Raw genomic sequence first — 12,535 nt, 5'->3', positions numbered from 1 at the left:
TGTTGCCCGCGATTCAGTGCATCACATCAATACTTGTGGCAGTTCAGGCAGCGCGCTCATCCCCCGGACTGCGCTCGAAATAGCGTTTGTACTCGCGACTGAACTGCGACGTGCTCTGATACCCCACCCGATGCGCCACCTGCGCCACTCCCAGTCCCTCGGCGATCAGCAACGTTTGCGCCTTCAACAAACGTAAACGCTTCAGATACTGCACCGGCGACAGCAACGTGCTGCGTTTGAAATGCTCATGAAAGGTCGACACGCTCATGTTCGCGCAGCTGGCCAGCGTCTCGACGTTCAACGGCTCGGTGTAGTGCGAATGCAAATGGCTGATAGAAGCCGCGACCCGCGCGAACTGCCCCTGCTGCTCGACCAGCGCCCGCAACACATCAGCCTGAGGTCCGCGCAACGCGACGAACAACAACTCCCGCACCCGCGCTGGTCCGAGAATCTGGCACTCCAGCGGATCGTGCAGACAGCGCAGCAAGCGTTCGACGCAACCGCGCATGTCATCGTCGAGCACCACCGAGGTCATCGACTCCGGGGTCTGCGCCGGAATATGCCGCCCCGGCGCCAACCCCATGGCCAGCACCAGTTCACCGAGCAGCACCCGGTCGATCGCCACCGACACACCCAGCAACGGCGCATCCGGCAACGCGTAGGTCTCGCACTCGAACGGCACCGGCAACGCCTGGATCAGATAATGCCCGGCGCCGTACTCCATGGTGCGCGGCCCCAGATACGCCAGTTTGCTGCCCTGGGCGATGATCATCAGGCTCGGCTCATAAATGTGCGGGCCACGGGCGACGTCGCAACTGGCGCGCAACACCTGCACGCCCGGCAGCCCGGTCTGGCTGTAACCATCGCGCAGTGCCAGCGGTTCGATCAGCGAAACCAGGGTGGCGTTGGCATCAAGGTGACGGGTTAATTGCATCGGGTGGCTCTTCAGAAAAAATCACGGAAAAAGGGATAAAAGCATCATCGCAGATCCTTTTGCCAATGCGACCGATCAACCCCGCATGCCGGAGGATTAGGCATGACACCCGGAGGAATCGCCATGGCCGGACGACCGGACGGCGCCCAGAATGCGCCGCCTCACCTGTCACTGCTTTTGCGAGGTTTCACATGTACACCGCCATCGGCTATGCCGCTCAAACGGCCACCACTCCCCTCGCCCCGATGAAGTTCGAACGCCGCAGCCCACGGGCCGACGACGTCGCCATCGAAATCCTGTACTGCGGCGTCTGCCACTCCGACATCCACCAGGCGCGCAACGAATGGGGCATCGCCGTTTACCCGTTGATGCCCGGCCACGAGATCGTCGGAAAAGTCACCGCCGTCGGTGCGAATGTCACTAAACACAAGGTAGGCGATCTGGTTGGCGTCGGTTGCATGGTCGACTCCTGCCGCACCTGCGAAGCCTGCCAGTCGAACCTCGAGCAATACTGCCTCGAAGGCCCGACCATGACCTATGCCACCCCGGACCGGGTCGATGGCAGCAACACCATGGGCGGTTATTCGGACAGCATTGTGGTCAGCGAACACTTCGTGGTGCGCATCCCCGAGAAGCTGGATCTGGCGGCTGCCGCACCGATTCTCTGCGCCGGCATCACCACCTACTCGCCGCTCAAACACTACGGTGTAAAGGCCGGCGACAAGGTCGGGATTCTCGGCATGGGCGGCCTCGGTCACATGGGCATCAAGTTCGCCAAGGCCATGGGCGCTGAAGTGACGCTGTTCACCCGTTCGGCAAGCAAGGCCGAGGAAGGTCGTCGTCAGGGCGCCGATCATGTGATCGTCTCCACCGACGAAGAGCAGATGAAAGCCGCGGCCGGTCGTTTCGATTTCCTGCTGGACACCATTCCGGTCCAGCACGATCTGAACCCGTACCTCGACACCCTGCGCTTCGACGGCGTGCACATTCTGGTGGGTCTGATCGAACCGATCGATCCGCCGGTACACGCCGGCAAACTGGTGATGAGCCGTCGCGTGTTGGCCGGCTCGCTGATCGGCGGCGTCGCCGAAACCCAGGAAGTGCTGGATTTCTGCGCCGAACACAACATCAGCTGCGACATCGAAATGCTCGACATCCGCCAGATCAACGAGGCCTACGCGCGGATGATCGCCGGTGATGTGAAGTATCGCTTCGTCATCGACATGGCGACTCTGAAGCTCTGATTCCTCAGACCTTCAAGCCAAGCTCCGCCGAGAGCCGGGCCGTGACCCCTTTGATCAGGGGAATCAGCTCGGCCATTTTTTCCAGCGGCATGTACGGCACGGTGCTGGCGATGCTGATCGCCGCGACGATGCGCTTGCTCGCGTCGCGGATCGGCGCCGCCACGCAGCGGATCGACGGCTCGTTGTCTTCCAGATCGAACGCGTAGCCGCCGGCCACGTACTCGGTCATCCGTTGCTCCAGCTGCTCCCACGACTGCTGGGGATGCTGCGGCCAGAACTGACTTTTCCCACCCGCCGGCAGACTGATGTCGTACAGACGCTGCCAGTCCTGCGGCGCGTCATCCAGCATCAAGGCTTTGCCGATCCCGGTCCGCGCCAACGGCATGCGATGGCCGACCCGCGAGCGCATTTCCGGGCCGTTGCGCCCCGGATTCTTCAACAGGTACAGCACCTCGTCGCCTTCTCGAATGCCCAGGTGAACGGTGTCGCCGGTCAGCGCCGACAACTCGTCCAGATAAGGCCCGGCCAGGGTCACCAGCGGCAATTCTTCACGCGCCTGGAAACCCAGTTCGATCAGCTTCGGCCCCAGCAGATAACCGACTTGCGGCACGACCCGCAGGTAGCGCTCGTCCACCAGACAACTGGCCAGACGATGGGTGGTGCTGCGCGTGGTGCCGATCAGGCGGGCAATCTCTTTGAGATCGCGGGCGCCACTGGCGACGGCCTGCACCACACCCAACCCGCGAAGCAGGGTCTGGGTGCCGGTTGGCGCGGCGTCCTTGGCGGTTTTTGGGGCGTCTTCCTGCATATCCAGCCTTTAGCGTTGAGCGAGGGAACGGGCGGCATTATGGTCGCCCGACATAGCCGACTACAACTCGATGCGCTCGACCTTGCCCACCAGCAGCACGTAGGACAAAGCACCGATCAATGCCAGAACCGCGATGTAGGTGATCGCCGGGGCGAACGAATCGCCGCTGGCCAGGAAGCCGATGACAATCGGCGTGGCAATCGCCGACAGGTTGCCGATGAAGTTGAACACCCCGCCAGTCAAGCCCAGCAACCGCGCTGGCGCCAGCGTCGAGACCAGCGACCAGGTGATCGATGCCAAGCCGTTACCGAAAAACGCCAGCGCCAGGAAGGCAATCACCAGCGGCGTCGATTCAACGAAGTTGGCGCCGATGATCGAGGTGGAAATCAGCAGCCCGCCAATGATCGGCAACTTGCGTGCAAACCCGACGGTGCAGCCGCGGCGAATCAGGAAGTCGGAAAAGAACCCGGAGCACAGCACGCCGATAAACGCGGCGAGAAACGGCAGCGACGCCAGCAGACCGGACTTGATGAAGTCCATGCCGCGATATTTCACCAGGTAGGTCGGGAACCACGTCAGGAAAAACCACAGCGTCGAGTTCAGGCAGAACTGGCCGAGGTAGATCCCCCACAACTTGCGTTTGCTGAGGACGATGCCGAGATCGGTCCAGCTGAATTTCGCCTTCACTTTGGCGGTTTCGGCGGCGATATCCACCAACCCGCCGCCCTCGCGAATCAGGTCGATTTCGCCTTGGTTGGCGCCTTTGAAATCACGTGGTTCGCGATACACCGCGTACCAGATCGCCGCCCACACGATGCCCACAGCGCCGGTCACGACAAACACCATATGCCAGCCAAATTCATGTTGCAGCCACGCCAGCACCGGGGTCAGAAACGCCAGCCCGACAAACTGCCCGGAGGTATAGAAGCCGATGGCCGTGGCCCGTTCACGCTCGGGGAACCAGGTCGTCACCACACGGCTGTTGATCGGATACGCCGGTGCTTCCAGCGCACCGACCGCCATGCGCAGCACGAACAGGGCGATAAAACTGGCCGCGAAACCGAGCATCACCGTGGCCAGCGACCACAACAGCAGCGCGACGCTATAAAGAATGCGCGGCGGCACCCGATCCACCAGCCAGCCGCCGGGGATCTGCATGGCGGCGTAGGTCCAGCCGAACGCCGAGAAGATCAGCCCGACGTGCACCGGGTCGATGCCCAGATCCGTCGTCAACGCCGGGGCGGCAATCGACAGGTTGCTGCGGTCGAGGTAGTTGATGACCACGGTGATGAACAGCAACACCATGATGAAAAATCGCTTGCGGCTGGGCGTGACTAACGTCGCTTGCCCGGTGAGGGTTTGCGGTTGCATGGGGAGCGCCTCTTCTTATGTTTATTGAGGTCGGATTTAGCAGGCGAGATCGTTCCCACGCTCTGCGTGGGAATGCCTCTATGGACGCTCTGCGTCCGCTCTTGGGACGCAGAGCGTCCCGGGCTGCATTCCCACGCGGAGCGTGGGAACGATCTCGTAGTTCTCGTCGAGCTCACGGCAGAGAATCAGCGAATCACCACTCGGCAAAACTGCCATCGGCATGGCGCCAGATCGGGTTGCGCCAGCGGTGGCCGACCGCCGCGCGTTCGATCACGTATTCCTCGTTGATCTCGATTCCCAGGCCCGGGCCGTTGGGGATTTTCACGAAGCCCTTGTCATAGTCGAACACCCGTGGATCCTTCACATAGTCGAGCAGGTCATTGCTCTCGTTGTAATGGATGCCCAGGCTCTGCTCCTGGATAAACGCGTTGTAACAAGCGGCGTCCAGTTGCAGACACGCCGCCAGCGCAATCGGCCCCAGGGGGCAGTGCAATGCCAGCGCCACGTCGTAGGCTTCAGCCATGTTGGCGATCTTGCGGGTCTCGGTGATGCCACCGGCGTGGGACGCATCCGGCTGGATGATGTCGACGTAACCTTCGCTCAACACACGTTTAAAGTCCCACCGCGAAAACAGTCGCTCGCCAAGTGCGATCGGGGTACTGGTCAGCGGTGCCAGCTCTTTCAGCGCTTCGTAGTTTTCGCTGAGCACCGGCTCCTCGATGAACATCAGTTTGTACGGGTCGAGTTCCTTCATCAGTACCTTGGCCATGGGTTTGTGCACCCGTCCATGGAAGTCGACGCCGATGCCGACGTGCGGCCCCACCGCATCACGCACGGCGGCAACGTTGGCCAGGGCCAGATCGACCTTTTCGAAGGTATCGAGGAATTGCAGCTCTTCGGTGCCGTTCATTTTCACCGCAGTGAAACCACGACCCACCGCCTCTTTAGCGGCCCGCGCGGTGTCCGCCGGACGGTCACCGCCGATCCACGAATACACGCGGATCTTGTCCCGCACCTGACCACCGAGCAGGTCGCTGACCGATACGCCCAGCGCCTTGCCCTTGATGTCCCACAGCGCCTGATCGATGCCGGCCAGTGCGCTCATGTGAATTGCGCCGCCCCGGTAGAAGCCGCCGCGATACAGCACGGTCCAGATGTCTTCAATGTTGCGTGGGTCTTTGCCGATCAGGTAGTCGGACAATTCCTCGACCGCTGCAGCAACCGTGTGGGCCCGGCCCTCGACCACGGGCTCGCCCCAACCGGTCACGCCCTCGTCGGTTTCGACTTTCAGGAAGCACCAGCGCGGCGGGACGATAAAGGTGGTGAGTTTGGTGATTTTCATCTGTTTGTCTCTCTTGTTAGATGCAGCGCACGCAGCGCCGAAAAGTCTTAGCGAAGGGCTTTCCAGGCCGCCACGTAGGCCTTGGCATTGGCCGCCACTTGCTCAGTCGTCATGCCCGGTTTGAACAGCCCGGAACCGAGGCCGAAGCCTTTGACGCCGGCGTCGATGAAGGCCTGCATGTTGTCCGGCGTGATGCCGCCGACCGGCGCCAGAATCGTCCCGACCGGCAACACCGCCAGCCAGGCTTTCACCACTGCCGGCCCCATCTGTTCGGCCGGGAACAGCTTGAGAATGTCCGCGCCCTCCTCCAGCGCCGCAAAGGCTTCGGTCGGTGTGGCAACGCCCGGCGACAGATACAGCCCGGCTGCTTTCGCTGCCCGCAACACCTTGGCATCGCTGTGAGGCATGACGATCACCTGGCCGCCGGCCTCCTTCACCCGTTCGACCTGTTCCGGAGTAAGAACCGTGCCGGCACCGATCAGGCAATCGGCGGGCAGTGTCTTACGCAGGATGCGAATGCTTTCGTACGGCGCAGGGGAATTGAGCGGTACTTCGATGACGCGAAATCCGGCCGCATACAGGACTTCTCCGACAGCAGCGGCTTCCTGCGGATGCAGGCCGCGCAGGATCGCGATCAGACCGTTTTGCGCCAGTGCTTGCTTGAGCATGTCAGGCCTCCAGTCAGGGTTAACGGGATGAGGAATCGATCAGTCCGGCGGCGAGCGCCAGTTGCCACAGACCACGCTCGGTGGCTTGCTCGGCCAGGGTCACCCGGGCAAAACCGCAGGCGTCGAGGGCCCGGCTGTAGCGGGCGCACAACTGCGCGTTGCCGATGAGGATGATCGAAGGAAGATGTGTGCTGTTGCGTCGGCGCCGTTGCACGGCGGCCAGCGCCGTCAGTTCATGGCCGATCAGCAGGCCGGACAGATAGTCCGGTTGAGCGGTGGCGCTGAGTTCACCGGTCAGGCCCAGGCTGCGGGCGCTGAACAGGGTCGACAGCACGCCGATTTCGCCTTCTGCCGACAACGCCACCTGCACGCCGCGATCAAACGCCTCGGCGTCGAATGCCGCGCTGTACTGTTGGGTACGGCCGAGAATGCTGTGTTCACTGAGCACGGCGAACACTTCGCCGGTCATGAAGGTATCGAAACGGGTGATGCAGCCATCGGCCACTTCCACCCATTTCGAATGACTGCCCGGCAGGCCGATCAGCAGATCGTTGCCCGCCTCGACCGGCAGATTCTGCAAGACGCCGAGGACCTGGGTTTCCTCGCCGCGCATCACGTTCGGCAGCGTCGAGCGCTGAATCACACCCGGCACGATGTGCACATCGACACCGCGAAGACTGCGAACGGTTTGCAGGGATTTTCCGAGATCGGCGACGTTGGCCGGCGTATCGCGGTAGGACGCTTCGCGCCAGCCCTGAGCGCTGCCGACCATGCCACAAGCGATCACCGGCAAGCCGGGTTGCGCGTCGAGCCAGTCGCCGCACGCCTCGTCGAACGCCAGTTCAAAACCGTCGGCGCATTCACGACCGTTGATGACCCGCGGCGTCTTCGGCAACTGCATGATCCCGAACGACAGCGAACGCTGCGCCAGCACCTGTCCGCCCGCCGCGAGTTTGTAAGCACGTAGTGAGGTCGTCCCCCAATCGAGCGCGATCAATTGCGCCAGCATCGCTTCACCTGTTTTGTTATTGGCAGTGAGTGAGCTGGACTATAGACCTCCCAGATGGAAAATCTCAATATGTAATTTTGCATCCCATATTTTGGGATTCGAATTCCTAAAAAATCGGACAGCTAGCTGAGCAGCAATCGCAGCCCGTTTAAAACTTATCGATCTCTCTTAACAGATCTGCCGTTGGAACCTTCATGTCCTCCGACAAATATATTTTATAGGAGTAGGAATTAATTCTGACCTTACAGACAATAGACTCTCGGCCCACTAATAAAGACCTCAACGCCTCACCTTCAATGATTTTTTCACTGGTATCGTTTTTTCTTTCGAAAAATAAAACATCCGCCCTGAAAACCGGCCCGGCACTTGAAATTTCAGGCTCGATAAAACCCTCTCCATATCTACCCGCAGAGTGAGTTGCCGAAAAATCAAAATCGCCCTCAAAAGAACACATCAGCGTCTGGCTTATTTTTGATTTGAAAAGATTGACAACATCAACATCGGACGAGAAACGCACCTGATAAATGGCCCTATCCAAATAACGTTCAACACCAACGTATTGTAAATGAGCAATGGGCTTGCCATGATTTATCGCACAGGAAGTGCAAAGCAAGAAAGCCATGCATAAAATTATATTACGCACATTTCCGTCCTTTAAAATGAGTAACAACAACCTGCATCAAAGCGTCTCTGGCCGAGATGCCACTTTGCAGGACTGATGTGTAGATAACCCAGGCATCGGCGTGATTCACATTCACTCGCCCGTTCATATTGGGCCCACTTTTCATATCCCATTGCTCTCCAAAATCGGCTACGAGATCGGAAAAATTCCAGTCTTTGGCATCGGCTCTGACGTTAACCCAATATTCCGCCTTCGGCTTCGGTTCCTGACGGTAGATGCTAGAAACCCCCCACACGATTTTTCCTTCGCCAACCGGATCGAGTGTAACCAGACACGGAATTCGATACCCCTTATCAGTCAATACAGCTGACATGTGCGCACCATTCCAACCGCCCAAGCTATGCCCAATGATATATACAGGCGTGGTCACATCAGCAATCTTCTCCAGCACATTCTTTTTCAGATCATCATCACTAATAAAATAGTTATAACCAATATGGTGGGCATCATAATTATCAGAACAAATACCCTCAGCCTCCATATCCCTGACAAACACCTTCATGACGTCAGCAACGTTATTATTGGGGCCTGTGCCGTAATAACTTTCTTTATCACCCGCACCACCCACAAAAAACAGAACAATCTTTTTGGGAGTGATCGTGGCCTGCTTGACTGTTCCGTCCGTTTTGCAGGTCAGGTCGTGGGTCACGACCAGTCTTTTACACCCTTTCAGAGCAGGATTTTCAGCTGTCATACGTTTCCTACTCCACGAACAGCTTGATCGACTCAGGCAAATGCGAACTCACCGTATGGGTGAAGCCCGCGTCATTGGTTACGCCGTGCTCCACGCTCCCATCAGCGCGTTGAATCGCGTAAGGGTGATTTGGCATGGGCTCACCAGTAATTTCGTTAATCACCTGCATCCGATCATTGAAATGCACCGGCATCGGCAACAACCCACTAAACGCCGCCCCTCCCCCGCTCTGTCCAATAATCACCGTCCCCGACCCACCGACTACGACATTGCCATGCCCGCCGGTGCTGTCGAGCATCGCGGCATTCAGGCCGTTGATGAAGACCGTGGCGGAAACACCGCCGGTGATCGGGCTGCCGCACGCCGATTTATCGGTCATTCGCGCAGCGGGGAGTCCGTCGAAGAACACGTCCGGCGAACCGGAGACGATCGGGTTGTTGCCGTGGCCCGGCAGTGGGCAGGCGGTTGGGTCGGTGACGCGTGCAGCGGGTTTGCCACTCAATTCAAAGCTCCTTGCTTCAGAGGTTCCGGGTGAGGCTGATAGAGATCGACGTCGGTCGCGGCGAAACGCCAGCGGTTGTCGACGGAATCAAACAGCGCGTGACAATGCTCGCGGCTGTTCGGAGGTGTAAGGGTTTGCAGTTGTTGCCAGGCTTCATCGGCAAACCAGTTCAACTCGGCGGATGTAGCGTCGTCGAGTTGGTTGAGCCAGGTGTTGTAGCCGGTCAGTCGATGCTGGTCGTAGGTGGTTTGCAGCAGCTCGGCCATCTGCGGGCCGAGTTCCAGATAACGCTCGGCTGTCCAGCGGCCGGTTTGCGAGTAGACATACCAGCCCATCGGCGACAGCACGCTTTGGTGGAAAATCGATTGTCCCGCAGGCGCGACAAAACCGCAGCACACGTGCAGGGTCAGCCAGCCTTGATGTGCATCGATGAATCCGTTCGGATCGAACGTGCGCAGCGGTATCACGCGGTAGTCGTCGAAGCCCGCACTGCGTGACATCAGCTCGGCATCGAGGCGCGAGACAAACGCACGGATGGCCTTGCCCCCCAGGCGGTTGAGGGTGCAGAGGATGTCCACCGGTTGGCGGTTCGGGTTGTCGCTTGAGCCGAGGTTTTTGACCAGGCCGTACAGACGGATCGACGCCCGTAGTCCGCTCATCGCCGGTCACTCGTTGACGCAGCGAAGGCTCCACGGGCGTGGAGAAAGAGTGCCAGAGGCATTGCAGGTGTCGTCCGTGAGCGCGCAAAAATGGCGCGTAGAATGCCGGACCAGAGCGGTTTGGACAATCGAATCAGCAATCAGATTGCCACTATTTGTTCAGCCCTCGGCAAATTCGCGCAATACCTTGCCATCCATGCGATAACGCACCCACTCTTCCTGCGGCTGGGCGCCGAGGGATTTGTAGAATTCGATGGCCGGGGTGTTCCAGTCCAGCACGCTCCATTCGAACCGGCCACAGTCGTTGGCGCAGGCGATTTTCGCGAGGTGGCGCAGCAGGGTTTTGCCGGCGCCGCCGCCCCGTTGTTCCGGAGTGATGTACAGGTCTTCGAGGTACAGGCAGTTGCTGCCCAGCCAGGTCGAATAGCTGAAGAAGAACACCGCAAAACCGATCGGTACGCCGTCGCGCAGGCAGATCAGACCGTGGGCCGTGGCGCCTTCGCTGAACAGGCTGCGCTCGATGTCGGCGACGCTGGCGATGACTTCGTGACGGGCCTTTTCGAAGTCTGCCAATTCGGTGATGAACGCGAGGATTTGCGGTGCATCGCTGGGGGTCGCCGGGCGGATTTCGATCGTCATGGACGGGCCTTGTCGGAAAAAGGAAAACGCCATACTAAGGCGGTGCGCGGCGCTCGTCACATGGCAATCCACGGATTAGGCTAGCGCGGCCGATGACTCGCAAGGACTCCCATGAACAATCTCGTTTTTTCACCTCTCACGGAGCTCGCCGCCGAACTGCTGCCCCACGCGCTGGAACCGTCGGAAGACGGCGCTCATGACCTGTCGCATCTGCAACGGGTCTGGCACAACGCGCGCACCTTGCAGGCCGACGAAGGCGGCGACCTTGAAGTCCTTCTGGCAGCGGTGTTGCTGCACGATTGCGTCGCGGTGGAAAAGAACTCGCCGCTGCGCTCACAGGCATCGCGTCTGGCTGCGGAAAAAGCTTCGAAGGTGCTGGCGAACATGCATTGGCCCGACGCCAAAATCGACGCTGTCACCCACGCCATCGAAGCCCACAGCTTTTCCGCCAACATCACACCGCTCACCCTCGAGGCGCGACTGATGCAGGACGCCGACCGTCTCGACTCCCTCGGCATGCTCGGCGTCGCCCGCACCTTTTACACGGCCGGACGCATGGGCAGCGCGTTGTATGACCCGCACGATCCCGAGGCCCGGGATAGGGACTACGACGACAAGCGATTCTGCCTCGATCATTTCCAGACCAAACTGCTGCACCTCGCAGACGGATTCCAGACCGTTGCCGGCCAACGTCTGGCACAGCTACGCCATCGACGCTTGAAAGATTTTATGGAGCAATTCAAGGAAGAGATCGGCCTCGAAAGCACTCAGCCCTTCTGAACCGTTCGTCGATCATCAGGCACCAATCTTTCACGACGGCAGACCAAAAGAAGGTAAGGATTTCAATCACTGGAGACACTCTATGATCTCGTCAAGGTTGACTGCGCTCGTATTCGCTACCCTCCTCAGCCCGGCGGTATTCGCCGCCTCGACTACCGCTGCCGGTACCGGGCCGACCGATCCGGTTACCCAGCCAAGAGCCCCCGCCATCAACAGCGCCCCCGGTATGAATACCGACGGCTCGGGTGTTCCGCTGATCAATCAGCCACCCGCGACGGGAACCGATCCTCGCACCCAGGGCAGCGATCCCGGTCGTCAGGGCGGGATGAACACCCCCGACGCTCCGGCCGCCCCCGACAACGCAGGTCCCGGCGTCGGCTCGAAAACCACCACGGGTGGTTCGGGCTCTGAAGGCGCAGGTCAGTGATCCGTGCTGCATCCACGCAACGTGTCTTATCCACTTCCCTGAAGAGGTAACCATGAACGTCGATAAAAACCTGGAAAAAGAAGTCCTCACCCGCCTGTTGCATGCTCACCCGAGCGGCCTCGGCAAAGAGGTGCTGGACAATTATCGCGGCGAGAAAGTCGTGGCCAGTGCCCTCGCTGCCCTGCAGGAGCGTGGACTGATTCACCACGGACACATCACTTGCAACGAAGCGGGAGAACATTCGCTGAATCTGCCGATCAAGCTCAGCGCTGCAGGTGTGGAAGCGGCCCGTAAACTCGATACCTGACGCATGCGGTCACTGGCGCATGCAGTGTTCGAATGCATTGCCTGCGCCGGTTCATACCGAGATTCATCCAGCCACCAGGAGACTCGCCATGCCTCGTGGAAGCAAAGCCAAATACACTGAAGAACAGAAGCGCAAAGCCGAACACATTGAAGACAGCTATCAGAACAAAGGGATGTCCAAGGACGAAGCTGAAGCCCGCGCCTGGGCGACTGTGAACAAACAGTCCGGCGGCGGCGAGAAGGCCGGAGGTTCCGGGCGCCGGAAACCTGCCAGCGCCAAAGCTTCAGATCGCAAGGAGTCGGCGCGGCGCGCGACAGTAAGCCGTGAGGGACATTCGCGCGACAGCAAGGCTTCACGCGAAGTGCAGACGGTCGACAGCCTGCGCAAGGAGGCCCGGGAGCGGAAAATCCCCGGGCGTTCGTCGATGCGAAAGGATGAGTTGATTGCGGCGTTGCGCAGAGCCGGCTAG

General features: G+C 59.8%; 16 protein-coding genes. 5 read left to right on the top strand and 11 right to left on the bottom strand.

Going from position 1 to position 12,535, the window contains the following annotated elements; all coding sequences use genetic code 11:
* Nucleotides 1-43: 43 nt before the first annotated feature.
* Nucleotides 44-934, bottom strand: a complete 891-nt coding sequence (locus C1X29_RS06455) for an AraC family transcriptional regulator (protein ID WP_007950856.1) — start codon at nt 932-934, stop codon at nt 44-46.
* 191 nt (nt 935-1,125) lie between these two features.
* On the opposite strand from C1X29_RS06455, the gene C1X29_RS06450 reads away from it, so the two are divergent.
* Nucleotides 1,126-2,178 (top strand): NAD(P)-dependent alcohol dehydrogenase, encoded by a 1,053-nt coding sequence (locus C1X29_RS06450; protein ID WP_102717088.1) that lies wholly within the window; start codon nt 1,126-1,128, stop codon nt 2,176-2,178.
* A gap of 4 nt (nt 2,179-2,182) precedes the next feature.
* Here the strand turns inward: C1X29_RS06450 and C1X29_RS06445 are convergent, their stop codons facing one another.
* The 10 genes from C1X29_RS06445 to C1X29_RS06395 all read right to left on the bottom strand — a co-directional run bounded on the left by C1X29_RS06445 (nt 2,183) and on the right by C1X29_RS06395 (nt 10,552).
* Nucleotides 2,183-2,986 (bottom strand): IclR family transcriptional regulator, encoded by an 804-nt coding sequence (locus tag C1X29_RS06445; protein WP_007950852.1) that lies wholly within the window; start codon nt 2,984-2,986, stop codon nt 2,183-2,185.
* 60 nt (nt 2,987-3,046) lie between these two features.
* Entirely contained in the window at nt 3,047-4,357 is a 1,311-nt protein-coding gene (locus C1X29_RS06440) for an MFS transporter (RefSeq protein ID WP_085696968.1), read from the bottom strand.
* A 193-nt stretch (nt 4,358-4,550) separates the two neighbouring features.
* Entirely contained in the window at nt 4,551-5,699 is a 1,149-nt protein-coding gene (gene dgoD / locus C1X29_RS06430) for a galactonate dehydratase (RefSeq protein WP_102717086.1), read from the bottom strand.
* A gap of 47 nt (nt 5,700-5,746) precedes the next feature.
* Nucleotides 5,747-6,367: a 2-dehydro-3-deoxy-6-phosphogalactonate aldolase gene (locus C1X29_RS06425; protein WP_085745040.1), complete on the bottom strand. Its 621-nt coding sequence runs from the start codon at nt 6,365-6,367 to the stop codon at nt 5,747-5,749.
* Between the two features lie 19 nt (nt 6,368-6,386).
* Nucleotides 6,387-7,376, bottom strand: coding sequence for a 2-dehydro-3-deoxygalactonokinase (locus tag C1X29_RS06420; RefSeq protein ID WP_102717085.1), 990 nt, complete (start codon nt 7,374-7,376; stop codon nt 6,387-6,389).
* 148 nt (nt 7,377-7,524) lie between these two features.
* Complete coding sequence (locus C1X29_RS06415) at nt 7,525-8,019, bottom strand: hypothetical protein (protein ID WP_129972527.1); 495 nt, start codon at nt 8,017-8,019, stop codon at nt 7,525-7,527.
* Nucleotides 8,012-8,752 (bottom strand): alpha/beta fold hydrolase, encoded by a 741-nt coding sequence (locus C1X29_RS06410; RefSeq protein ID WP_102686498.1) that lies wholly within the window; start codon nt 8,750-8,752, stop codon nt 8,012-8,014. Before C1X29_RS06410 ends, C1X29_RS06415 begins: the two co-directional genes overlap by 8 nt.
* 7 nt (nt 8,753-8,759) lie before the next feature.
* Nucleotides 8,760-9,254 (bottom strand): PAAR domain-containing protein, encoded by a 495-nt coding sequence (locus tag C1X29_RS06405; RefSeq protein ID WP_074688083.1) that lies wholly within the window; start codon nt 9,252-9,254, stop codon nt 8,760-8,762.
* A complete protein-coding gene (locus tag C1X29_RS06400) occupies nt 9,251-9,913 on the bottom strand; it encodes a hypothetical protein (protein ID WP_085745044.1) in 663 nt (220 codons plus the stop codon). Before C1X29_RS06400 ends, C1X29_RS06405 begins: the two co-directional genes overlap by 4 nt.
* 159 nt (nt 9,914-10,072) lie before the next feature.
* A complete protein-coding gene (locus tag C1X29_RS06395; protein ID WP_085607298.1) occupies nt 10,073-10,552 on the bottom strand; it encodes a GNAT family N-acetyltransferase in 480 nt (159 codons plus the stop codon).
* A 111-nt stretch (nt 10,553-10,663) separates the two neighbouring features.
* On the opposite strand from C1X29_RS06395, the gene C1X29_RS06390 reads away from it, so the two are divergent.
* From C1X29_RS06390 to C1X29_RS06375, 4 genes are all read left to right on the top strand, one after another.
* A complete protein-coding gene (locus tag C1X29_RS06390) occupies nt 10,664-11,332 on the top strand; it encodes an HD domain-containing protein (RefSeq protein ID WP_102686499.1) in 669 nt (222 codons plus the stop codon).
* A gap of 82 nt (nt 11,333-11,414) precedes the next feature.
* Nucleotides 11,415-11,759, top strand: a complete 345-nt coding sequence (locus tag C1X29_RS06385; RefSeq protein WP_039770633.1) for a hypothetical protein — start codon at nt 11,415-11,417, stop codon at nt 11,757-11,759.
* A gap of 52 nt (nt 11,760-11,811) precedes the next feature.
* Nucleotides 11,812-12,066 carry a hypothetical protein gene (locus C1X29_RS06380; RefSeq protein WP_011335416.1) on the top strand — a complete coding sequence of 85 codons (255 nt, stop codon included), beginning with the start codon at nt 11,812-11,814 and terminating at the stop codon, nt 12,064-12,066.
* Between the two features lie 88 nt (nt 12,067-12,154).
* Complete coding sequence (locus C1X29_RS06375) at nt 12,155-12,535, top strand: Rho termination factor N-terminal domain-containing protein (protein WP_064383457.1); 381 nt, start codon at nt 12,155-12,157, stop codon at nt 12,533-12,535.

The sequence above is a fragment of the Pseudomonas sp. GW456-12-10-14-LB2 genome, from assembly GCF_002884345.1.
Taxonomy (GTDB): Bacteria; Pseudomonadota; Gammaproteobacteria; order Pseudomonadales; family Pseudomonadaceae; genus Aquipseudomonas; species Aquipseudomonas paraglycinae.
This window is presented reverse-complemented; position numbering and strand designations above follow the sequence as displayed.

Bases quoted from the DNA above. Each gene is read 5' to 3' on its own strand.
- C1X29_RS06455 (WP_007950856.1), bottom strand. From the start codon at position 934: ATGCAATTAACCCGTCACCTTGATGCCAACGCCACCCTGGTTTCGCTG.
- C1X29_RS06450 (WP_102717088.1), top strand. From the start codon at position 1,126: ATGTACACCGCCATCGGCTATGCCGCTCAAACGGCCACCACTCCCCTC.
- C1X29_RS06445 (WP_007950852.1), bottom strand. From the start codon at position 2,986: ATGCAGGAAGACGCCCCAAAAACCGCCAAGGACGCCGCGCCAACCGGC.
- C1X29_RS06440 (WP_085696968.1), bottom strand. From the start codon at position 4,357: ATGCAACCGCAAACCCTCACCGGGCAAGCGACGTTAGTCACGCCCAGC.
- dgoD (WP_102717086.1), bottom strand. From the start codon at position 5,699: ATGAAAATCACCAAACTCACCACCTTTATCGTCCCGCCGCGCTGGTGC.
- C1X29_RS06425 (WP_085745040.1), bottom strand. From the start codon at position 6,367: ATGCTCAAGCAAGCACTGGCGCAAAACGGTCTGATCGCGATCCTGCGC.
- C1X29_RS06420 (WP_102717085.1), bottom strand. From the start codon at position 7,376: ATGCTGGCGCAATTGATCGCGCTCGATTGGGGGACGACCTCACTACGT.
- C1X29_RS06410 (WP_102686498.1), bottom strand. From the start codon at position 8,752: ATGACAGCTGAAAATCCTGCTCTGAAAGGGTGTAAAAGACTGGTCGTG.
- C1X29_RS06400 (WP_085745044.1), bottom strand. From the start codon at position 9,913: ATGAGCGGACTACGGGCGTCGATCCGTCTGTACGGCCTGGTCAAAAAC.
- C1X29_RS06395 (WP_085607298.1), bottom strand. From the start codon at position 10,552: ATGACGATCGAAATCCGCCCGGCGACCCCCAGCGATGCACCGCAAATC.
- C1X29_RS06390 (WP_102686499.1), top strand. From the start codon at position 10,664: ATGAACAATCTCGTTTTTTCACCTCTCACGGAGCTCGCCGCCGAACTG.
- C1X29_RS06385 (WP_039770633.1), top strand. From the start codon at position 11,415: ATGATCTCGTCAAGGTTGACTGCGCTCGTATTCGCTACCCTCCTCAGC.
- C1X29_RS06380 (WP_011335416.1), top strand. From the start codon at position 11,812: ATGAACGTCGATAAAAACCTGGAAAAAGAAGTCCTCACCCGCCTGTTG.
- C1X29_RS06375 (WP_064383457.1), top strand. From the start codon at position 12,155: ATGCCTCGTGGAAGCAAAGCCAAATACACTGAAGAACAGAAGCGCAAA.